This is a genomic window from Actinopolyspora mortivallis, from assembly GCF_003001495.1.
Taxonomy (GTDB): domain Bacteria; phylum Actinomycetota; class Actinomycetes; order Mycobacteriales; family Pseudonocardiaceae; genus Actinopolyspora; species Actinopolyspora mortivallis_A.
In genome coordinates, this window is sequence record NZ_PVSR01000004.1 from 1 (window position 1) to 22094 (window position 22094).

A 22094-nucleotide genomic window follows, 5' to 3' on the forward strand; every position below is an offset into this window, starting at 1 on the left:
GTCGGCCGCGTCAGATGGGTATAAGAGACACGGTACGTACCGTGCACAAGCTGGCCGAGCTGGGAGCCTGGGGGGTCACGTTCCACGACGACGACCTGATCCCGTTCGGGGCTCCGGAGGGACAGCGGCAGGAGGCGGTGACCCGGTTCCGGGAGGCGGTCGAGACGGCCGGACTCACGGTGCCGATGGTGACCACCAACCTGTTCGGACACCCGGTGTTCAAGGACGGCGCGCTGACCGCCAACGACCGGGACATCAGGCGCTTCGCCCTGCGCAAGGTACTGCGCAACGTCGAACTCGCCGCCGAACTCGGCGCCAGCACCTTCGTGGCCTGGGGCGGCCGGGAGGGCTCCGAGTCCGAGGCAGCGATCGACACCTACAACGCCCTGGAGCGTTACCGGGAGGGCATCGACCTGATCTGCGAGTTCATCCGCGACCGGGGCTACGAGCTGCGGCTGGCCCTGGAGCCGAAACCCAACGAGCCGCGCGGGGACATGCTGCTTCCCACCGTGGGGCACGTGCTGGCGTTCATCGAACGGCTCGAACACCCGGAGATGGTCGGGGTCAACCCCGAGGTGGGCCACGAGCAGATGGCCGGACTCAACTACGTGCACGGGATCGCCCAGGCGCTGTGGGCGGGCAAACTGTTCCACCTCGACCTCAACGGACAGCGCGGGGCCAAGTTCGACCAGGACCTGCGTTTCGGAGCGGGGGATCTCAAAAACGCCTTCTTCACCGTGGACCTGCTGGAGAGATCGGGCTACGAGGGGCCGCGACACTTCGACTTCAAGGCCTCCCGCACCGAGGACGAGGCGGGGGTGTGGACCGCCGCGCAGGGGTGCATGCGCAACTACCTGATCCTGCGGGACCGGGTGGCCGCCTTCCGGGCCGACCCCCGGGTGCGGGCCGCCCTGGAGGCGGCCCGCGTCACCGAGCTGGCCGAGCCCACCCTGGGGCCCGGGGAGAAGCCGGAGGAACTGCTCGCCGAGCGGACCGGCTTCGACCCGGAGGAGGCCGGCGGACGAGCCATGCACTACGAACGCCTCGACCAGCTCGCGCTGGAGCACCTCATGGGAGTTCACTGAGAACGACGTCCGGAGTGAACGACCACACCGGGCGCGGACCGCTCTCCGGTCCGCGCCCGGTGTGGTCTCCCGCCCCGTGGTGTACGACGAGGAGGACACGGCGTGTTCGTACTGGGTATCGATTCGTCCACCCAATCCACCAAGGCCGTGGTGGTCGAGGCCGAAGAGGGAACGGTGGTCTCCGAGGGCAGGTCTCCGCACCCGTCGGGAACCGAGATCGACCCGGCCGTGTGGTGGCGCGCCTGCCTGGAGGCCACACGGCAGGCCCTCGCCCGCTCCCCCGGTGCGGTGGAGGCGGTCTCCGTGGCCGGTCAGCAGCACGGGATGGTCGCGCTGGACGGCGAGAGGGCTCCGCTGCGCGAGGCGCTGCTGTGGAACGACACGAGATCGGCCCCACAGGCGCGGGAACTGGTCGAACGACACGGTGCGCGGAATCTGGCCGAACGCACCGGCGTCGTGCCGGTCGCGAGTTTCACCCTGACCAAACTGGCCTGGTTGGCCGAGAACGAACCGTGGCTGGTCGAACGTCTCGACAGGGTACTGCTGCCGCACGACTGGCTGTCGTGGCGACTGGCCGGCCGGCCGGAGTGGACCTGCACCGACCGGGGGGACGCCTCCGGAACCGGGTACTTCTCCCCCACCTCCGGGGAGTGGCTGCCCGAGCTGTGCCGTGAGGTGCTGAAGGGCCGCACCCCGCGCCTTCCCGAGGTGCTCGGCCCCGCCGAACGGGCCGGGACGGCGGTCGAGCCCGTGGAGCTGTCCGGGGCCGTACTCGGACCGGGAACGGGGGACAACATGGCCGCGGCCCTGGGGCTCGGGATCGGCCCGGGGGACGTGGTGGTCTCCCTGGGGACCTCGGGCACCGCTTTCGCGGTCTCCGAGCATCCGATCGCCGAGGAGACCGGGACGGTGGCGGGTTTCTGCGACGCCACGGGACGCTACCTCCCTCTCGTCTGCACCCTGAACGCCGCGCGGGTACTGGACTCCACCGCGCGGTTGCTGGGAACGGACCTGGGAGGGCTCAGCGAGTTGGCCCTGGCCGCCCCACCCGGTGCCGGGGGGCTGACCCTGGTGCCCTACCTGGACGGGGAACGCACCCCCGACCTGCCGCTGGCCACCGGGTCCCTGACCGGGATGCGTACCACGAACCTCACTCCGGAGAACCTCGCCCGGGCCGCCGTGGAGGGGATGCTGTGCGGACTCGCGGACGGGGTGGAGGCGCTGCGCACCAACGGGGTGCGGGTGGAGCGTGTGCTGTTGGTCGGAGGGGCCGCCGAGTCCCCGGCGGTGCGTGCGATCGCCCCGGACCTGTTCGGGGTGCGGGTGCTCGTCCCCGCACCCGGCGAGTACGTGGCTCTCGGCGCTGCGAAACAGGCCGCCTGGGTGGTCTCGGCGACGTCCCGTCCTCCCGAGTGGACGCCGGACTGCGTCGAGCACCCCGTCACGGACGCGGATGCGGGGGCCGAGGTCAGAAACGCCTACCGACGGGCGCGTACCGAGGTGTACGGAGTGTGAGAGGGCCGGGCCGGGAGGAAGGGACGGGACGCCGGAGAACTCCCGACGCCGAGTTCTCCGGGGCCACGGCCCTCTCACCCGACCGGGGTAGGTTGGCCCGCGAGGTGAGCACGAGACCACGGAGGTTCGCATGTACACGGTGGAAATCGACGGGAACCGCCCCCGGGTGGACTCGGACGCCTGGGTCGCACCGGGGGTGACCCTGGTGGGGGCGGTGACGCTGTCCTCCGGGGTCAGTGTCTGGTACGGATCGGTCGTTCGTGCCGACGGGGACAGTGTTTCGGTCGGCGACGACAGCAATGTCCAGGACGGGTGCGTGCTGCACGCCGACCCCGGTGTTCCGGTACGCCTCGGCCGGCACGTGTCCGTGGGACACCGGGCCGTGCTGCACGGTTGCACGATCGAGGACGAGGTCCTGGTCGGGATGAGCGCCACGGTGCTCAACGGGGCCCGGGTCGGCGAGGGAAGCCTCGTCGCCGCGGGGACCGTGATCCTGGAGGGCACCGAGATCCCGCCGAACTCCCTGGTGGCGGGAGTGCCGGGCAAGGTCCGCCGGGAGCTCTCGGCCGAGGAGCGGGAACTCGTCAAGGCCAACGCGCAGCACTACCTGCGGCTGAAGGAACAGCACGAGGAGGCGACCGGAAGCGGACGGTGACCCTCCCACGGGGTCAGCCGCACGAGCGAGCCCACCCCGCGCCCGTGGGGGCTCGCCGCCCCGACCGGTACCCACGTCGCTCGACGTTCCCGCCCGAGGTGATCCCGAGGGGACGCGTCTCCTCGGGATTCCCGAGGGGTCGCATCTGTCCACACCGGAACGGGTGATGTGATCTTGTTCGGTGGGGCCGACTCGTCCCACTGCCCGGCTCCCGAGGGGGCCGGGTTTTTCGTTGTCCCGCCGACGAGAACGGATGACTCAGCCGATGATGAACGGAGCCCACGCCGCCACCGGGTTACTGGCGGGCACTGTCGTGGCCACGCTCGCACAACCGACCGTGCCGGGCGTCGCGCTCGGGGCCCTGAGCGGAGCGGGAGCGGCGCTGTTACCCGACATCGACCACGACCGATCCACCATCACCGCCTCCTCGGGGCCGGTCACCAGGGCCGCCGCCGAGCTGTCGCAGGCGTTGGCGAGGTGGACCTACCGACACACCCGCCTGCCGCACGATCCGCGAGCGGACGGGAAAACCGGTGAGCACAGAGGACTGATTCACACTCCCGTGTTCGCCGTGGTGGTGGGAGCGGCACTTGCCGGGGCCACCCTGGTCACCGACTGGGCCGGCATCGTGGCCGTCTACCTGCTCACCAGCGCCGCCCTGCGTTCACTGCGCTGGTCCTTGCCCCACCGGGTCCGCCGGATGCTCCAGCTCCCCCGCCGAACGGCTCCTCCGCTGTACGCGCTGGGGATCACCGGAGCGCTGGTGTACGCGAACGCCGTCGCCGCCGTCGGCGTCTGGCTCGGGGGGATCGTGACGCTGGGCATGATCGTACACAGCCTCGGCGACGGTGCCACCCACTCCGGAATCCCGTTCACCTGGCCCCTCGCCCGCAGCTGCGACCGTTGCCGGGGCGGTTCCCGGTGTCCGGGAGTCCGCTGGGACCGTCAGCACGTGCTTCCCGCCGCGATGAGGTTCTCCGCCGGAGCGGGTGTGGAGAAGGGTGTGCAGGTCTGCTGCCTGGTACTGACCCTGCTGGTGATGGTTCCGGAGCTGGGGAGGGCACTGCCCGCCTCGTGGTGAGCCCGCTGGTGTCCGACAACCGCGCACTGCTCCGTTCGAGCGAACTCGATCACGTGAGCTGTCTCTCCGCCCCGCCGAGGCGGTACGTACGGGGCGTGGTATCCGGGCGAAGACGGCGGAGGGGTTCGTCCGCACTCGCGGGATCGCGGCACGGTGTGCCCCGGTACCGGGCACGGGCGAGGAGGTCGACCGATGACGATGTCCCAGGAGGAGAGGACGCTGCTGGCCACACTGGCCGGGGTGTTGGCACTCACGCCGCCGGTGCTCGGACTCGGTCTCGGATGGCCGTTCTGGGTGTGGCTGCCGTTGACGGTGCTGACCCAGCTGGTTCCGCTCCTGCTCGCGCGACGGATCCTGGAACGGCGGGCGGAGAGCGAGCGGGCCCGGAGGGAGACGCGGGAGCGGCAGCGGCCACACGGGGAAGTCCCGGAGAACCATCCCTTCCACGAGGTGAACGACCTGCGCCTTCCGACGGTGCATCCCGAGTACCCGCTGTTGTTGTCGGCCACGGTGCACTGGCTGCCCGGCCCCGGCGCGGCGGGGCCGGATCCGGAACGTCAACGGGCCATCGCCGTGGAAGCCGTACACCGGCGTGCCAGCGCGGTGACCGCGCACACCGGCGCGCTGGACCACGGGATCACCGTCCACCACCTGCGGGCGGAACTCGGGCAGCTCCGCAAGGACGAGGGAGGATACCTGCAAGCCTGGGCCACGGACGTCTCACTCACCCTCCACGAGGAGGACGCCGAGAGACTGCGCGCCCTCAGCGACGCGGCCAAGGACCTGGAGATCCAGGAGCGTCGGCGCGACCAGGAGCGTGGGCTGCGCAGGTATCTGGCCGAGGAAGCACTCGTCGACACTCCCACGGCGGTGGTGTGGTGGCTGACCCAACGTGAGGTCTCCGGGGAACGCCTCACGGAGACGCTGGGCTCGGTGGAGGCGTTGTCCTACCTCTCCTCCCTCGTGCGCTCCGCCCGCACCGAGGCGGCGACACGTGGCACCACGGACCGGTGGAGTGTCGGGTCGGGTCCCTCGGACCCCGGGAACGGGCGGCTCCACCACGTCCCCGCCGACGTCGACGGACAGCCGGCGGACCCCACGGTGCTGCCGTTGGACGGTCGTGGGGAGCCCGCGACGCTGCGGGTCTACTTCGCCAGGCACATGATCGACAGCACTCATCCGGACGACGGACAGCACCGCGCGCTGTTCGCCCGCGAGGTCGCGGAGCTGTTCACGAAACACCACATGCCCCGGGAGGCCGCCGAGATCACGGCACACTACGCACCGGAACGAGGGGAGGCCGAGACGGAAACCACGGTGATCTCCGACGGGGAGATCACCGGAACGACCGGTTCTCGCGAGTCAAGCCGCAGGTGGGAAGGAACGCACGGGGAGGGGTAGGCTGAACGTCGGTGGAGGGGAACCGCCCCGCCCGGTCGGCCCGGAGGACGTCGATGACGGAGGGAACCGAGCTGCTGGACAACATCGACCGTTCCAGGTTCGAGTTGTACGGTTCCGGAGAACTCCTCGGATTTCTGGACTACCGTCTGGACGGGAGCGCACTGCGGCTGGTGCACGCCGAGACCTCCCCGGAGCAGCGGGGGCGCGGTGTGGGCAGCGAGCTGCTGCGCCGGGTTGCGGAGGCCGTTCGACAGCGCGGTTTCGCCGTCCTTCCGTACTGCCCGTTCGTGCGCGAGTGGTTGCGGGCGAACCCGGCCCATCTCGACCTGGTTCCCCCGCAGCGGCGCCGGGAGTTCGGCGTGTGAGTGCCCCGACGCGGGCACCGCTCCCACCCGCGAGGCTCGTTCAGGTCTCCAGGTAGCCCAGTTGGGCGGAAAGTTCCTTGGCGGCCACCGTCATCGCGTCGACCAGCTCCCTCATGCGTCTGCGGGAGAACCGATAGGAGGGACCGGAGGCACTCAGTGCCGCGATCACTCCACCGTCGTGGTTGTACACCGGCACGGCGGCGGCGTTGAGTCCCAGCTCCAGTTCCTCGTAACTGGTCGCGAAGCCGTCGCGGACTATGGACTGGAACTCACCGCGGAGCTCGTCCGAGTCGGTGATGGTTCGTGCCGTGTACTGTTGCAGGTCCTCGGCCAGCAGATCCTCCCGGTCCTCTTCGGGAGCGTAGGCGAACAGCACCTTGCCGCTGGAGGTCGCGTGCAGGGGGGTGCGTTGGCCGACCCAGTTGTGCGCGGTCACCGCGGCGGTGCCACGGGCCTGGCTGATGTTGATCGCCACGTCGTGGTCGCGGATGGCGATGTTGACGGTCTCCCCGAGCTCGGCCGCCAACGAGTCGCAGTAGGGACCGCCGAGACGCGGCAGATCCATGCGCTCGGTCGCGGCACCCGCGAGACGAACCACCCCGAATCCGATGGCGTATTTTCCCCTGTCCTTGAGCTGTTCCAGCAGGCCGCGTGTCTCCAACACGCTGACCAGCCTCGACGCGGTGGATTTGTGCACGCCCAGCTCTCCGGCGATTTCGGTGATACCGACCTCGCCGTTACGTGCCACGAGTTCCAGGATCGTCACCGCCCGGTCCACCGACTGGACCAGGGCTCCCGATCCCTTACCGCGTGCGTCCGCTGATTCACTCACGACTCAACCGTATCCGTCCGGGGACAACTGTCGGAAACCAACGGGTGCGCGGCGCTGGAGGTTTCGGAGACGAACACCGCGCACTTGGGTTCCGTTATTCGCAACAAATGCTCGCCCTGTGGCGAACCCGGCGGCACCGGCGAGTTCACCGGCTGCGTTACCACCGTCCGGTCGAACCGGACCCGTCACGTTTACCCTACCGCGCGGGGGAACCACCGTGTCCCCGGAAGAGCCCACCGGCACAGTCCCCGGTGGGAAGCGTTCCGGCCGCCACCGGCCCTCACACGGGCCGGAAGCGGTCCGTACCCGGGCGTCCGCTCACCCGGGCAGAAACTCGGCCATCGCGTCGAGCAGGAGGTCCGCCAGGTAGTTCGCGAACGAACAACGCACCAGAACGCGGTACTCGGGCTCCCGTCCCACCTGCCACAACACCGCGATCGTCCGTCCGAGCAGAGTCTGGGCGCAGTGCCCGGTGGAGAAGGCACGCGGATGCAGGTCCACCGAGCACACCTTCTCCAGCACCTCCCGTGCCATCGGCCCGGAAAGCCGCAGCGTGGTCCGGTTCGCCGACACGTCCACCGCCGAACCGGCCTCCCCCTGCTGTGCGGAGCGCACCACTCCCAACAGCTCCCTGGCGCGCCCCTCCTCGGCCACGAGCAACCACTCGTCCGGCCCCAACCACAACAGCCCCTGCCGTTCGTCCCCGCTGACCCGGTTGGCCGCGGGAACCGGAAGGCCGAGTTCCTCGGACACCGCACGCAGCGCGGTGCCGGACGGCGGCATCCGGAGATCGAGCTGGGTGAGAAACGGCTCCTCAGCCAGCCGAACCCCCCGGGGACCGTGCACCGCGGAACGTTCGAACTCCGCCACGCGGTGTTCCAGCGGACTGTGCCTCTCGGCGGTCACCGTGGCGGTGTCCGCCGCCACTCCGGATTCCGACTCAACCCTGTGCAGCACCGTCACGGCGGACTCCTTCCTCGTCGTAGAAAACGGGAGTGGTTACCTCCACCTCGATGTCGGTTCCACCGACCGGGGCGCGCAGCACCTCCCCGACACGTTCCCGACCACCACTGACCAGGCCGAGAGCGAAGGTCCTGCCCAACGCGGCACTGCGGTAGCTCGACGTGACGTGGCCCAGCATCGGCACCGGAGGGCGGCGTGGGGCCCGCTGGTCGACCAGGTGAGCCCCCTCCGGCAGGAGGCTGTGCCCGTCGACCGGCAACAACCCGACCAGGTGCTTGCGGTCCGCGCGGAGCATCTCGGGGCGCGACAGCGAACGTTTCCCGACGAAGTCCTTGCTCCGGGAGACGGCCCAGTTCATCCCCAGGTCCAGCGGCGTGACCGTTCCGTCGGTGTCCTGCCCCACGATCACGAACCCCTTCTCGGCACGCAGCACGTGCATCGTTTCCGTGCCGTAGGGGGTGATACCCAGGTCGCGCCCGGCCTCCATGGCGGCGTCCCACAGTGCCTGGCCGTACCAGCGCGCCACGTTGACCTCGAAGGCCAGCTCCCCGGAGAACGACACCCGCGCCACCCGGGCGGGCACACCGTTCCGGAGCACGGTCTCGGCGAAGCGCATGAAGCCGAACCCCTCGGCCGAGACGTCCAGGTCGGGGGCCAGCCGTCCCACCACCGTCCTGGAGTCCGGACCGACCACCGCCACCGCCGCCCACTGCTCGGTCACCGAGGTGCAGTAGACGTCCAGTTCCGGCCACTCGGTCTGCAACCACTCCTCGAGCCAGTCCAACACCTTGGCCGCCCCGCCGGTGGTGGTGCTCATCAGGTACCTGTCCTCGGCCAGCCGCAACGAGACGCCGTCGTCGAGGACCATGCCGTCGGCACCGCACATCACCCCGTAGCGGGCCTTGCCCACGGGAAGGTTGGAGAACTTGTTGGTGTAGATCCGGTCGAGGAACACCGGGGCGTCCGAACCGACCACTTCGATCCGTCCGAGCGTGCTCACGTCCTGCAGAGCCACACCGGTGCGTGCCGCGGCGCACTCCCGCAGTACCGCCGCCTCCATGTCCTCGCCGTTCTTGGGGTAGTAACGCGCCCGTTTCCACTGCCCCACGTCCTCGAAGACGGCACCGGCCTGTTCGTGCCTGGTGTGCATCGGGGTGGTGCGCACCGGGTCGTAGAGGGGGCCCCGCGTGCGCCCCGCGAACAGTGCCAGCGGAACCGGTGTGTACGGGGGACGGAACGTGGTGGTGCCGACCTCTCCGGGGGAGTTCGCGGCGAGCGTCTCGGCCAACACTCCGATCGTGTTCACCCCCGAGCTCTTGCCCTGCTCCACACCGGTGGAGACGGTGGTGTAACGCTTGACGTGCTGGACCGAGCGCATTCCCGTCTCGGTGGCGGCGTGCACGTCGGCCACGGTGGCGTCACGGTGCAGGTCCACGAAGTGCTCGGTGCACTCCCGCCGGGGCCGGGACTCGTCCGGAACGGCCCAGACCGGACGGGGGCGTCCCACCGGACGGTCCCCGTCGACCTGGGGCACCGCCGGCGGAGCGACCCGGAAACCCGCCACCGTGGCCGCTTCGGCTCCGGCCGCGAACCCCTGGGCCAGGCAGCCGGCCAGGTCATAGGTACCGCGGGCCGCCCCGACCACACGCGCCGAACGCCCACCGGGGCTGTCCGGGACGAATCCGGCCACCACGGGGTCCCACCGCACCGTTCCCCCGCTCTGGGCGAACAGCTGCACCGCCGGGTTCCAGCCCCCGGAGACGGCGAGCAGGTCGCACCCCACCTCCACGGGAGTTCCGGTGAGCGACCCGTTTCCGTCCAGTCCGGCGATCCGCACTCCCGTGACCCCGGGCTCGCCCACCGCGGCGGTCACCACGGAACCCGGGTGGACCTGAGCTCCCGCGGCCCGCACCTGCTCGACCAGCCGGGCGGGTGGTTCGGCCCTGGTGTCCACGATCGCGGGGACCCTCGCCCCGCAGGACAGCAGGTCGAGGGCGGTGGCGTAGGCGCTGTCCGAGGTGGTGAACACCACCGCCTCCCGCCCAGGAAGCACCGCGTAACGGTTGACGTAGGACCGCACCGCCGAGGCGAGCATGACGCCGGGACGGTCGTTGTCGGCGAACACGAGGGGCCGCTCGTGGGCTCCGGTGGCGAGCACCACCTGCCCCGCACGGACGTGCCAGAGGCGCTGGCGCGGCCCCGAGCTCCGCCACACCGGCAGGTGTTCGGCCCTGCGCTCGGCGACCAGCAGGTAGTTGTGGTCGTAGCAGCCCAGCGCCACCGATCGGGTCAGTATCCGCACGTTCTCGTTCTCGGCCAGTTCCCTGGCGGCCCGGCCCACCCACTCCGTGGCGGGGTGCCCGGAGACGTGGGCCTGCCCGTCCGGCAGCGTCCCGCCCAGTTCACGGTGCTGGTCGATCAGCATCACCCGCGCTCCGCCCCGCGCGGCCACCAGGCTCGCCGCCAGTCCGGCCGGCCCCGCGCCCACCACGACCACGTCGGAACGGACGAACTTCTTGTCGTAGGCGGCCGTGTCGCGCTGCTCGCTCAACCAGCCGACACCGGAGAGGGTCTGCACCTCCAGACCCTCGTAGATCTCCAGCTCCGTCGCGGAAAGCATGGGCTCCGGACACCCGTCCAGGCGCTGCACCAACGCGTTGGGTTCGGTGCAGTCCGCGGTGAACACCCCCCGGGCACGTCCCCGGTGGATGGAGGGGCCCACCTCGGTGATCCCGCAGGCCAACAGGGCGGAGGCCAGGGTGTCGCCGGGATGTCCCCGGACGCGGCGGCCGTCCACCGTGCAGTCGATCGTACGGGCGCGGTCGATCCGGCCGGAACGTACGGAGGCGTTGAGCCGGTGCGGATTCGGCGAACTGGTCATGGCACTACCGACTTTCCCGTCGAGACGGAATGTCCGGACTCATCTCGTTGGTCGCCGTGTCACGGACGACGGAGAACCACCGGCGGCATCCGGCGGCGTGTACCCACCGTTCGGTGAGCGTCCCCAGTGGATTGGCCCGCACGAACAGGTAGTTCCCCCAGGCCGTGTCGTCGAGCCGCTCGGGATCGGCCGGGTAGTCGACGTCGGCCTGTCCGCCGTAGCGGAACTCGACCTCGTCCCGGTCCCCGCACCACGGACATCGGATGAGCAGCATCGGCGCCTCCTCTCAGTGGGCCACGGCCGCCGCGCCGTGTTCGTCGATGAGCGCACCGGTGGTGAAACGCTCCATGCCGTAGGGCTCGTTGAGCGGATGCGGAGCACCGGTGGCGATGGTGTGGGCGAACACCCAGCCCGCTCCGGGAGTGGCCTTGAACCCACCGGTCCCCCAGCCGCAGTTGACGTAGAGGTTCTCGTAGGGGGTCGGGCCGATGATCGGAGAGGCGTCCGGGGTGACGTCCACGGTGCCCGCCCAGGTGCGCAGCAGGTGGGCCCTGCCGAAGATCGGGAAGAGTTCCACGGCCGCGGCGAGCTGGTTCTCGATCACGTGCACCGAGCCGCGCTGGGCGTAACCGTTGTAGGCGTCGATCCCCGCCCCGAGCACCAACTCCCCTTTGTGCGCCTGGCTGGTGTAGACGTGGACGTGGTTGGACATGACCACGCACGGGTGCACGGGTTCGAGGATCTCGGTGGCCATCGCCTGCAGTGGGTGGCTCTGCAGGGGCAGGGAGATCCCCAGTGTGTCGGTGAGCAGGCTGGTCCTGCCCGCCGCGGCCAGTCCGACGCCGCCCGCACCGATCGTCCCCCGACTGGTGCGCACCCCGGTGACCCGATCACCGCTGGTGGTGAACCCGGTGACCTCGCAGTTCTGGATGAAGTCCACCCCCATGGCATCGCACTCGCGTGCTAGGGCCCAGGCGACGAGGTCGTGTTTGGCCACCCCGCCCCGGGGCTGGTAGGTGGCTCCGAGCACCGGATAACGCAACCTCGGTGAGGTGTCCAGGATGGGACACACCTCGGCGATCTCCTCCGGGGTCAACCATTCGGCGTCCACACCGTTGAGCTCGTTGGCGAAGGCACGTCTGCGCGCGTCGCGCACCTCCTGCTCGGTGTGGGCGAGGTTGAGCACTCCGCACTGGCTGAAGTGGAACTCGTAGTCCAGTTCCTCGGCCAACTCCTCCCAGAGACGCAGCGCGTGGTCGTAGAGGGCGGCGCTCGGGTCGAGCAGGTAGTTCGAGCGGATGATCGTGGTGTTGCGGGCCATGTTGCCACCGGCGAGCCAGCCGCGTTCGAGGACGGCCACGTCCGTCACGCCGTGGTTGCGGGCCAGGTAGTAGGCGGTGGCCAGCCCGTGTCCACCGGCACCGACGATCACCACGTCGTAGCTGCTCTTCGGCTCCGGGTTGCGCCACAGCCGGCCCGGTTCGTGGGAGGTGTTGCTGTCAGCGGCCAACGTGACTCCTAGTCGGACGGGGGGACGAGCTGCTCACCGTGTTCACACGGTCCGCCGGATCCCACTCCGGAGTGAGCGTTCACCGGTCTCCGGGCCGGCCATGGCATACGAAGAGTTATATACAACTAATCAACAACTGACATGTCAGTCTGTGCGGTAGGCTACGAGCCGTGTCGGAAGCGGTCAATTCCCCATCGGGTGACGATTCCTCCCGGGGCCTCTCCCAGGCGGAACGGGCCTATCTGACCCTCCGGGAGGAGATCCTCTCCCTGCGACTGGAACCGGGCTCCCCCGTGCAGGAGGACGCCCTCACCCGCGAGCTCGGCCTGGGGCGCACGCCGTTCCGTGAGGCCGTGAAGCGGCTCGCCGCCGAATCGCTCGTGGCGATCTACCCCCGCCGGGGGACGTTCGTGACCGAGGTCAACATCACCGACCACGCCCTGATCGCGGACGTGCGCCGCCGCCTGGAGGGCCACGCGGCACGCAGGGCCGCCGAACGGGCCACCGAGGCCGAACGCGGCGAACTCGAAGGCCTCGTGGGGGCGGTACGACAGCTCCCGCAGGAACGCGAACCGGTCATGGACGTGGACGCACGGGTCCATCGCACCCTGTACCGCTGTACCCACAACGGTTACCTGGAGAACACCCTCGGGCAGTACTACAACCTGGCTCTGCGCATCTGGGGACTGTTCTTCGACCGCCTTTCCGACGTACCGGGGCACGTTTCCGAACACGCGGAGTTGCTCAAGGCCGTGGTCGCGGGGGACGAGGAACGGGCGGACCGCATCGCCGTCGAGCACGTCGACCACTTCGAGGACGCCATCCGCCGCGTGCTCTGAAGGCCGCCCCCGCCTCCCAACCGCTCGCGGAACCCTCCTGCACACCCTCCCGACATCGAGGAACCGACCACTCACTCTTAGCCCGAACGTGTGTCTTGACGCACATCGGGATCCGGGCGCATTGTTGCGAGTGACGCACAGGGTTGTTCTAAACGCAACACCGATTCCCAGTATTCACAGGGGGCGGCTATGGCTTCGGTGCTCGATTCGCGTGCACGCATCGTGATCATCGGTGCTGGAATCGTCGGATGCAGTACCGCGTACCACCTCGCGCAACGCGGGGTGACGGACGTGCTCGTGGTCGAGCAGGGACCGCTCTTCGCCACCGGGGGGTCGAGTTCCCACGCCCCGGGGCTGGTCTTCCAGACGAGCGGATCGCAGACCATGACCCAGCTGGCCGGTTACACGGTCGAGCTGTTCAACTCCCTGAGCGTGGACGGCCGCCCCTGCTTCCACCAGGTGGGTGGTATCGAGGTGGCGACCACCCGCGCCCGCTGGGACGACCTGCACCGCAAGCTCGGTCTGGCCGCCGCGTGGGGCGTACACGGCTACCTGCTCACCCCGGAGGAAGTACGGGAACGGATTCCGCAGGTGGACCCCGAACGGATCTACGGGGGGCTGTACGTACCCACCGACGGGATCGCCAAACCCGTACGCGCCGCCGAGGCCATGGCCCGGCAGGCCCGGGAACTGGGGGTGCGCTTCGCCGACCACACCGAGGTCACCGGATTCGACGTGGCCGACGGAAAGGTGCACGCCGTGCACACCTCGCACGGAACGGTCGAGGCCGAGACGGTGTTGTGCTGCGCCGGCATCTGGGGGCCCAGGATCGGTCGGATGGCCGGGGTGTCCGTACCGGTGCAGCCGGTGGCACACCAGTACGCCGTCACCGAACCGGTCCCCGGGCTCGAGGCCGGCGCGGAGGAGGTCGAGCAACCCATCCTCCGCCAGCAGGACAACTCGATGTACTTCCGCCAGATCCGCGACCGGTACGGAGTGGGGTCCTACCGGCACCGGGTCATCCCGGTCTCCACCGAGGAGATCTCCCCCACGAACGCTCCGGGTCAGGGAGCCGAGGCTCCGCCCGAAGGGGGAGGGTGGAAGGGGATGTCCTCGGTGCACCCCTTCACCCCCGAGGACTTCGCCGAGCCCTTCGAGAACGGGCGCGCGCTGATCCCCGCACTGCGCCACACCCAGGTGTCCGAGGGCATGAACGGGATCTTCCTGTTCACCGCGGACGGTGCTCCCGTGCTCGGCCCCACGCGCGAGGTGGACAACTTCTGGTTGGCCGAGGCCGTGTGGATCACCCACTCGGCCGGGGTCGGCAAGGCGGTGGCCGAGTGGATGACCGACGGGATTCCCGGCACCGACCTCCGCTCGGCGGACGTACGACGTTTCGAGAACTTCGCGCACAGCGACAGCTACGTGGCCGAACGCAGTGCGCAGACCTTCCGCGAGGTCTACGACATCATCCACCCCCAGCAGCCCCCCGAACACCCGCGTCCACTGCGGACCAGTCCCTTCTACCCCAGGCAGCGCGAACTCGGTGCCGTCTTCCTCGAAGCCAACGGCTGGGAGCGCCCGCACTGGTTCGAGTCGAACGCCCCCCTGGTCGCGGGCAGGGAGATAGCGGAGCCGGGGAGCTGGGCCGGCCGCTACTGGTCACCGATCATCGGGGCCGAGCACCAGGTCACCCGGGAACGGGTGGCCATGTACGACATGACCTCACTGTGCCGGGCCGAGGTCAGCGGACGCGGTGCGCTGGACCTGTTGCAACGGCTCACCACCAACCAGTTGGACCGGGCACCGGGCTACGTCACCTACACCCTGATGCTGGACCACGACGGCGGAGTTCGTTCGGACGTCACGGTCGCACGGTTGTCCGAGGACACCTTCCAGGTCGGCTGCAACGGGCAGCGGGACATCGCGTGGATGCGCGATCACGCGGACGAGTCCACCACGGTGCGGGACGTCACGGGCGGCACCTGCTGCGTGGGCCTGTGGGGCCCCTACGCCAGGAACGTGCTGGAGTCCCTGGCCGACCGGGACGTCTCCCACGAGGGGTTCCGCTTCTTCCGGGCCAAGCGGATGTTCGTACGGGAGGTGCCGGTCACGGCGCTGCGCCTGTCCTACGTCGGTGAGCTGGGCTGGGAACTGTACACCTCGGCGGACTTCGGGCTCCGGCTGTGGAACCTGCTGTCCGCCGCGGGCGCCGAGTACGGCGTCATAGCCGGAGGACGAGGTGCCTTCAACAACCTCCGGCTGGAGAAGGGATACCGGGCCTGGGGCGGGGACATGTGGAGCGTCCACACCCCCGACGAGGCCGGACTGGCCTTCGCCGTCAAACCGGACAAGGGCCAGTTCGTCGGTCGTGACGCGCTGCTCCGCCGCCGCGAGGAACCGGTACGACGCAGGTTGTGCTGTCTGTCCGTCGACAACGGCACCGTGGTCATGGGATCCGAACCGGTCTTCGCCGACGCCACGAGCGAGCGGGCCTGCGGATTCACCACGAGCACGGGTTACGGCCACAGCGTCGGCCTCAGCCTGGCCTACGCGTGGCTGCCGGCGGAACTGTCCGAACCGGGGACCTCCGTGCGGGTCGCCTACTTCGGGCAGCGACACCCCGCCACGGTGATGTCCGATCCGGTCTTCGACCCCGAGATGAAACGGATGCGCTGCTGACGGCGCATCCACTCCGATCCCTCCGAGATCCGTTGTCGGCCCCGTTGTCTCGCGGACCGGCAACCGAGCCAACCAACCCTGCGACCCCACGAGGAGTCCCCCATGAGCATCAACCCGACCCCCGCGATCCTGCAGTACCCCCGTATCCGCAAGTCCCCGTTCTTCTACGCCTCGCGCAGGCACGGGGTGGGGATGTACAGCGTGTACAACCACACCTACCACGCCCGGCACTACGGCGACCCCGTCGCCGAGTACTGGCACCTGCTGAACGGGGTCACGCTGTGGGACGTCGGGGTCGAGCGCCAGGTCGAGATCACCGGTCCGGACGCCTTCGACTTCACCAACATGCTGGTCCCCCGGGACCTGAACAAGTGCCGGGTCGGACAGTGCAAGTACGTGTTCGTCACCGCCGAGGACGGTGGGATCATCAACGACCCCGTGCTGCTGCGGCTCGGGGAGAACCACTTCTGGCTCTCGCTGGCCGACAGTGACGTGCTGCTCTGGGCCAAGGGACTGGCGTACAGCCTGGGGATGAACGTGCAGATCCGCGAACCCGACGTGGGGCCGGTACAGGTGCAGGGCCCGAAGTCCCGTGAGGTCATGGTCGACCTGTTCGGCGAGTCCATCCAGGACATCCCCTACTACTACGCGGTGGACCGCGAGCTGGACGGCATGGAGGTGATCGTCTCGCGCACCGGCTACACCGCCGAGCTCGGATACGAGATCTACCTGCACAACGCGAGCAGGGACGGGGTGCGGCTCTGGGAGAAGATCTGGGAGGCGGGTCGCCCCTACGACATGCGGGTGATCGGCCCCTGCCACATCCGCCGGATCGAGGCCGGGATCCTCTCCTGGGGCTGCGACATCACCTACGACACCAACCCCTTCGAGGTGGGGTACGGGTTCGAGGCCACCTGGATGGTGGACCTCAACCAGGAGGCCGACTTCATCGGCAAGTCCGCGCTGACCCGCATCTACAACGAGGGAATCAGCCGCAAGCTGGTCGGCGTGGAGATCGGTGGCCCGGAGGTGGGCAGCTTCAACGACGGCTCGATGATCGACGTCTTCCCGGTCCGGGACCCGAACGGTCTGCGTGTCGGCGACGTCACCTCGGCCTGCTACTCGCCGCGTCTGGAACGCAACATCGGCTACGCCATGGTGCCGATCAGCTACCATGAACTCGGCACCCCGCTCGTGATCGAAACCCAACACGGTCCGCAGGACGCCGTGGTGGTCGAGAAGCCCTTCCTCGACCCCAAGAAGCAGATCCCCAAGCAGTTCGAGCGGCAAGAGGAAGCGGCGGTGTCGAAATGAGCACGAACGAACGGCAACAGCTGCGGCACTACCTGCACCACGCCCGCTACGAAGTACTGCCGCTGCGGGGAGCCCTGGAGCAGGCCCAGGACCTCCCCGAGGGGACGACGGTGACGGTGACCTCCTCCCCGGCGAAGGGGATCGAGGCCACTCTGGACCTGGCCGCCAGGTTGCGTGGCGTGGGGATGCACGTGGTCCCCCACCTGGCGGCACGGCTGGTCCGGGACAACGCGCACCTGAAGGAACTGCTGGACAGGATCCACGGCCTGGGGTTCACCGAGGTGTTCGTGATCGCGGGCGACGCCGACCAACCCGCGGGCGGGTTCACCGACGCGCTGTCGCTGCTGCGCGGTATGGAGGAGATCGGGGCGCGGCCGTACAGGGTGGGCATCACCGGCTACCCGGAGCCGCACTCCTTCATCCCGGACCGCATGACGATCCAGGCCACCGACGAGAAGGCCCGCTATGCGGACTACATCGTCTCGCAGATCTGCTACGACCCGAACACGATCGCGTCGTGGATCACGGCGATGCGCGAGAGAGGGGTGCGCCTTCCGGTCTACGTGGGCGCGCCGGGTTCGATCGACCCGACCAAACTGCTGCGCATCTCCATGAAGATCGGACTGGGTCAGTCCATGCGCTTTCTGCGCAAGCAGCACGGTGTGGTGGGAAAACTGCTCAGCCGCTACACCCCGGAGACCATGTTCGAGGAGCTGTCTCCCTACATCGTCGATCCGGAGTACAACATCGCCGGTTGGCACCTGTTCACCTTCAACGAGATCACCAGAACCAGGCAGTGGGCCGTGGAGACCGCTGACCGGTTGCAGGAGGTGCCCGCATGAACATGCCGTCCGACCTGGACATTTCGCGCTCGTCTCCACGCAGGCCGCTGGAGGAGATCGCGGGGCAGTTGGGGCTGGCCCCGCACCTGCTCGAACCCTACGGCGGGGACGTCGCCAAGATCTCCCTGAACGCCCTCGACGAGCTTCCCGCCGAGAACCGGGCCAAGTACGTCCTGGTCTCGGCGATCACCCCCACTCCGCTCGGTGAGGGAAAGACGACCACCACCGTCGGGTTGGGCCAGGCGCTGCGGCACCTGGGTGCGAGTTCGGCCGTGGCGGTCCGGCAGCCCTCCATGGGTCCCACCTTCGGCATCAAGGGCGGGGCTGCCGGTGGCGGCTACAGCCAGGTCGTGCCCATGGAGGCGTTGAACCTGCATCTGACCGGGGACATGCACGCGGTGACCGCCGCGAACAACATGCTGGCCGCCATGGTGGACAACCACCTGCACAAGGGGAACCGGCTGGGGCTGGACCCCCACCGTGTCACCTGGCGTCGGGTGATCGACATCAACGACCGGGACCTGCGCAACGTCGTGACCGGCCTGGGCGGCGGTGACGACGGTTCGCCCCGTCAGACCGGTTTCGACATCACCGCGGCCAGTGAGGTGATGGCCGTCCTGGCGTTGTCCACCTCGCTGCACGACATGCGGGCCCGACTGGGTCGGATCGTCGTCGGCTACACCTATGACGGTGAGCCGGTCACGGCGGAACAGCTCGGGGCCGCCGGTGCCATGACGGTGATCATGCGGGAGGCCATCAAGCCCAATCTGATGCAGACCGTGGAGAACACGCCCGTGCTGGTGCACGCCGGGCCTTTCGGCAACATCGCGCACGGCAACTCCTCCATCGTGGCCGACCTGATCGCCAGCAGGTGTGCCGACTACGTGGTCACCGAGGCGGGTTTCGGGGCCGACATGGGGGCCGAGCGGTTCTTCAACATCAAGTGTCGGAACTCGGGGCTTCGTCCCGACGCGGCGGTGCTGGTCGCCACCGTACGGGCGCTCAAGGCCCACTCGGGACGCTTCCGGGTGGTGGCGGGCAAGGATCTCCCCGAGGGGATGCTCGCCGAGAACCCGGAGGACGTGCAGGCCGGGGCGGACAACCTGCGCAAGCAGATCGAGAACCTCCGGCTGCACGGGGTGTCCCCCGTGGTGGCGATCAACGCCTTCCCCACCGATCACGCCAGTGAGCACCAGGCGATCCGCGAGATCGCCGAGCGGTGTGGGGCCAGGGTGGCCGTCAGCACTCACTTCAGCGACGGTGGGAAGGGGGCGGTGGAGTTGGCCGAGGCCGTCAGCGAGGCCGCCGCGGAACCGAACGACTTCGGGTTCCTCTACCCCGACTCGGCCGATCTCCGCACGAAGATCGAGACCATCGCCACCCGGGTGTACGGGGCCGAGGGGGTCTCCTACGAACCGGCCGCGGAGCGGGCGCTGCGGAGTTACACGGACAACGGCTTCGGTTCGTTGCCGGTGTGCGTGGCGAAGACACACCTGTCACTGAGTTCCGATCCCAGCCTGCTCGGGGCGCCGACGGGATGGACGCTGCCGGTTCGGGAGGTGCGGGCCTCGGTGGGTGCCGGGTTCGTCTACCCGATCTGCGGCAACATGCGCACCATGCCGGGACTGAGTTCGCGGCCCGCCGCGGAGCGCATCGACATCGACGAGCGGGGCGAGGTCGTCGGGTTGAGTTGACTCCTCCCGCGTGTTCGTCCGATTCGGCCGCACCGGCCGGGGCCGCTCGGCAGCGGTCCCTCCGGTGCGGCCGTTCGTTCGTGGTGTGCCGGAGCGAGTTCTCCGGTTCCTCCCCGCTTCGCCGTTTCGGGCTAACACGAGAAGATGACATTCCTCCGGTGGACACGGGGAACGGGCACGGTACACCCTTCGTCCGGGAGGAACCGAATTCCGCGATTCCGGGCGAGCAATTTTTCAGAAATATATTCACGAACATATTTCGCACATCGCGGGAGAAACCGCGAGCCTCGCCCATCGACCCTTCCGAACCACGGGCGGATTTCCTCGCCCACTTTTCCTCGTGTGACGCGAAACACACGAAACGAAAGATCACTCCGGGAAAAATCCCGGAAAGTTGATCAAGAATTTCTGCTCTCGTCCAGCGCGGCGATCGCGGCGGAAGTACGGTCCGTAACCCCCAACTTGGTGAATATACCGTGCAGGTGATTTTTCACTGTACGCTCCGATATCGACAGGGAACGGGCGATCTGCCGGTTGGACCTGCCGCGCACCAGATGGTCCAACACCTCCCTCTCCCGCTGGGTCAACCGACTCAGCCCGGAGGAATCGGACCTGACGACCTCGTCCTCGTGCTCAGCCTCCTCCTCGCTCCCTCCCGACAACCTGATGCGCAGGGTCACCAGCTGGTTTATCTGGTCGACCAGGTGGTCCAGGGCCTCCGAGTGCTCCATGGCCTCGCGCAGCATCGCCGTGATGGCCGAATCCAGCGCCTTCCGGTAAGAATCGATCATGAAATGACTCCCGCCACTGTCCACCTGTGTCACCAATCGACCCGACGGTGTCCGAACCGAGCTCCGGAAGCACCGAGCGTTGATCACGACCAGCCGTCCGCGCCGAAGCTCGTCCGGACGCATCCTGGTTGTCGTCACTGTAGAGGAAAAATCCCACCTTTCCGGCAGTGATGTAGCCCTTGCGTTCATCCGATTCGTACTAACGGACCATTGAAACACACACCAATTTCAGCCTGTGACCGACGGTATTGGAACCATCCTCCTATGTGCTCGCCCGCTCTTCCCGCAATAGGTTTCGAAAAGTCGAAACAACGACCACTCGATTCATAGGAGATGACCATGTCAGGTAGGACGGCGGTCAGCCGACCTGGCACACCCGCCTCCACACAGGTACCGCCGGGCGAACTGCCCGAACACGGCAGGGACGCTTCCGCCGCGGCGGAGGTGATCAGGAACAGCCTGGGCGGCGACACCACCCCGACCATGAATCTGGCCACCTTCCTGACCACCTCCTACGAGCCGGAGGCGGCTCACCTGTTCAACGAGTACCTCGGGTACAACCTGGTCGACCGGGACCAGTACCCCGCTGCCACCGAGATCGAGCAGCGGTGCGTCCGGATCCTCGGTGAACTGTGGAACGGGGACCCCAGGTCCGTGGTGGGAGGAGCCACCACCGGTTCCAGCGAGGCGGCGTTACTCGCGGGGGCTTCCCTACTGCGCCGCTGGGAACACGAACACCCGAACGGAACGAGCCACAACGGCGCACGTCCCAACATCGTCTTCGGTGCCAACGCCCACGTCTGCTGGCACAAGTTCTGCCGGTACTGGAACGTCGAGCCCCGGGTGGCTCCGGTACGCCCCCACGCGCTGCACCTGACGCCCGAGGCCGCGGTGGAACTGTGCGACGAGAACACCATCGGCGTGGTCAGCGTGCTGGGCTCGACCATCGACGGCAGCTACGAACCCGTCTCCGCCATCGCCGCCGCGCTCGACGAGCTGTCCACCTCCGCCGGAGTGGACGTTCCGCTGCACATCGACGCCGCCTCGGGCGGTTTCATAGCCCCGTTCCTCGACCCCGAGCTGGTCTGGGACTTCCGGATTCCCCGCGTGCGCTCCATCAACGCCTCGGGGCACAAGTACGGTCTGGTACCGCCGGGGCTGGGGTGGATGCTCTGGCGCGACCAGCGGGCCCGCACCGGATGGCTGAACTTCCGGACCAACTACCTGGGCAGCACGCGCTCCCACCACGAGCTGACCTTCTCCCGCTCGGCCGCTCCGGTGGTGGTGCAGTACTACAACTTCGTCCGACTCGGGTTCGAAGGATATCGGGCCGCCCACCGGAGAACCCGCGAGACGGCGGTGAGACTGGCCGACGAGCTGGCGGAGATGGGGCCCTTCCACGTGGTGGGCGACGGCCGTCAACTCCCCGTGGTCACCGTACGGCTGCGGGAGGAGACCAAGAACTGGAAGCTGCACGAACTCTCCGACCACCTGGGCGAGTCCGGCTGGTCCGTGCCGGTGTATCCGCTTCCTCCGGAGATGGAGGACGTCGACGTGCTGCGGGTGGTCGTCCGCGACGACATGACACCGCAGGAGGCGGAAAGCCTGCTGTCGGGTGTACGGCGCTTCGTGACCGTTCCCTGA

At 68.6% G+C, this 22094-nt stretch carries 18 protein-coding genes; 12 read left to right on the forward strand and 6 right to left on the reverse strand.

Going from position 1 to position 22094, the window contains the following annotated elements; all coding sequences use genetic code 11:
• From xylA to CEP50_RS05000, 6 genes are all read left to right on the forward strand, one after another.
• The coding region (gene xylA, locus CEP50_RS04975) for a xylose isomerase (protein ID WP_106112898.1) at positions 1–1085 on the forward strand (1085 nt) is incomplete at its 5' end.
• 102 nt (positions 1086–1187) lie between these two features.
• On the forward strand, positions 1188–2600 hold the full coding sequence (xylB, locus tag CEP50_RS04980; protein WP_106112747.1) for a xylulokinase: 1413 nt from the start codon (positions 1188–1190) through the stop codon (positions 2598–2600).
• 130 nt (positions 2601–2730) lie between these two features.
• The gene (locus CEP50_RS04985) at positions 2731–3255 is read left to right on the forward strand and encodes a gamma carbonic anhydrase family protein (RefSeq protein ID WP_106112748.1); all 525 of its coding nucleotides are present in this window, start codon (positions 2731–2733) and stop codon (positions 3253–3255) included.
• A 253-nt stretch (positions 3256–3508) separates the two neighbouring features.
• Complete coding sequence (locus tag CEP50_RS04990) at positions 3509–4336, forward strand: metal-dependent hydrolase (protein WP_106112749.1); 828 nt, start codon at positions 3509–3511, stop codon at positions 4334–4336.
• A 192-nt stretch (positions 4337–4528) separates the two neighbouring features.
• Positions 4529–5737, forward strand: coding sequence for a hypothetical protein (locus CEP50_RS04995; protein WP_106112750.1), 1209 nt, complete (start codon positions 4529–4531; stop codon positions 5735–5737).
• Positions 5738–5790: 53 nt separating this feature from the next.
• The gene (locus CEP50_RS05000; protein ID WP_106112751.1) at positions 5791–6102 is read left to right on the forward strand and encodes a GNAT family N-acetyltransferase; all 312 of its coding nucleotides are present in this window, start codon (positions 5791–5793) and stop codon (positions 6100–6102) included.
• A gap of 40 nt (positions 6103–6142) precedes the next feature.
• On the opposite strand, the gene CEP50_RS05005 is transcribed toward CEP50_RS05000, so the two are convergent.
• The 5 genes from CEP50_RS05005 to CEP50_RS05025 all read right to left on the reverse strand — a co-directional run bounded on the left by CEP50_RS05005 (position 6143) and on the right by CEP50_RS05025 (position 12288).
• The gene (locus CEP50_RS05005) at positions 6143–6934 is read right to left on the reverse strand and encodes an IclR family transcriptional regulator (RefSeq protein WP_033401526.1); all 792 of its coding nucleotides are present in this window, start codon (positions 6932–6934) and stop codon (positions 6143–6145) included.
• A 318-nt stretch (positions 6935–7252) separates the two neighbouring features.
• Complete coding sequence (locus CEP50_RS05010) at positions 7253–7897, reverse strand: sarcosine oxidase subunit gamma (RefSeq protein WP_106112752.1); 645 nt, start codon at positions 7895–7897, stop codon at positions 7253–7255.
• Positions 7875–10778 (reverse strand): 2Fe-2S iron-sulfur cluster-binding protein, encoded by a 2904-nt coding sequence (locus CEP50_RS05015; protein WP_106112753.1) that lies wholly within the window; start codon positions 10776–10778, stop codon positions 7875–7877. Before CEP50_RS05015 ends, CEP50_RS05010 begins: the two co-directional genes overlap by 23 nt.
• Positions 10779–10782: 4 nt before the next feature.
• Positions 10783–11052 carry a sarcosine oxidase subunit delta gene (locus tag CEP50_RS05020; protein ID WP_106112754.1) on the reverse strand — a complete coding sequence of 90 codons (270 nt, stop codon included), beginning with the start codon at positions 11050–11052 and terminating at the stop codon, positions 10783–10785.
• 12 nt (positions 11053–11064) lie between these two features.
• Positions 11065–12288 carry a sarcosine oxidase subunit beta family protein gene (locus CEP50_RS05025; protein WP_019854601.1) on the reverse strand — a complete coding sequence of 408 codons (1224 nt, stop codon included), beginning with the start codon at positions 12286–12288 and terminating at the stop codon, positions 11065–11067.
• 170 nt (positions 12289–12458) lie between these two features.
• On the opposite strand from CEP50_RS05025, the gene CEP50_RS05030 reads away from it, so the two are divergent.
• The 5 genes from CEP50_RS05030 (at position 12459) to CEP50_RS05050 (ending at position 19659) form a co-directional block, all read left to right on the forward strand.
• Complete coding sequence (locus CEP50_RS05030; RefSeq protein ID WP_106112755.1) at positions 12459–13127, forward strand: GntR family transcriptional regulator; 669 nt, start codon at positions 12459–12461, stop codon at positions 13125–13127.
• Between the two features lie 189 nt (positions 13128–13316).
• Positions 13317–15809 (forward strand): GcvT family protein, encoded by a 2493-nt coding sequence (locus tag CEP50_RS05035; RefSeq protein WP_106112756.1) that lies wholly within the window; start codon positions 13317–13319, stop codon positions 15807–15809.
• Between the two features lie 102 nt (positions 15810–15911).
• Positions 15912–17123, forward strand: a complete 1212-nt coding sequence (locus tag CEP50_RS05040; protein ID WP_106112757.1) for a glycine cleavage T C-terminal barrel domain-containing protein — start codon at positions 15912–15914, stop codon at positions 17121–17123.
• Positions 17120–17965: a methylenetetrahydrofolate reductase gene (locus CEP50_RS05045; RefSeq protein ID WP_106112758.1), complete on the forward strand. Its 846-nt coding sequence runs from the start codon at positions 17120–17122 to the stop codon at positions 17963–17965. Before CEP50_RS05040 ends, CEP50_RS05045 begins: the two co-directional genes overlap by 4 nt.
• Positions 17962–19659: a formate--tetrahydrofolate ligase gene (locus CEP50_RS05050; protein ID WP_106112759.1), complete on the forward strand. Its 1698-nt coding sequence runs from the start codon at positions 17962–17964 to the stop codon at positions 19657–19659. The genes CEP50_RS05045 and CEP50_RS05050 overlap by 4 nt, the downstream gene beginning before the upstream one ends.
• A gap of 398 nt (positions 19660–20057) precedes the next feature.
• Here the strand turns inward: CEP50_RS05050 and CEP50_RS05055 are convergent, their stop codons facing one another.
• Positions 20058–20450 carry a response regulator transcription factor gene (locus tag CEP50_RS05055; RefSeq protein WP_106112899.1) on the reverse strand — a complete coding sequence of 131 codons (393 nt, stop codon included), beginning with the start codon at positions 20448–20450 and terminating at the stop codon, positions 20058–20060.
• Between the two features lie 339 nt (positions 20451–20789).
• Here CEP50_RS05055 and CEP50_RS05060 point away from each other — a divergent pair, with 339 nt between their 5' ends.
• Positions 20790–22094 (forward strand): glutamate decarboxylase, encoded by a 1305-nt coding sequence (locus tag CEP50_RS05060; RefSeq protein ID WP_258174845.1) that lies wholly within the window; start codon positions 20790–20792, stop codon positions 22092–22094.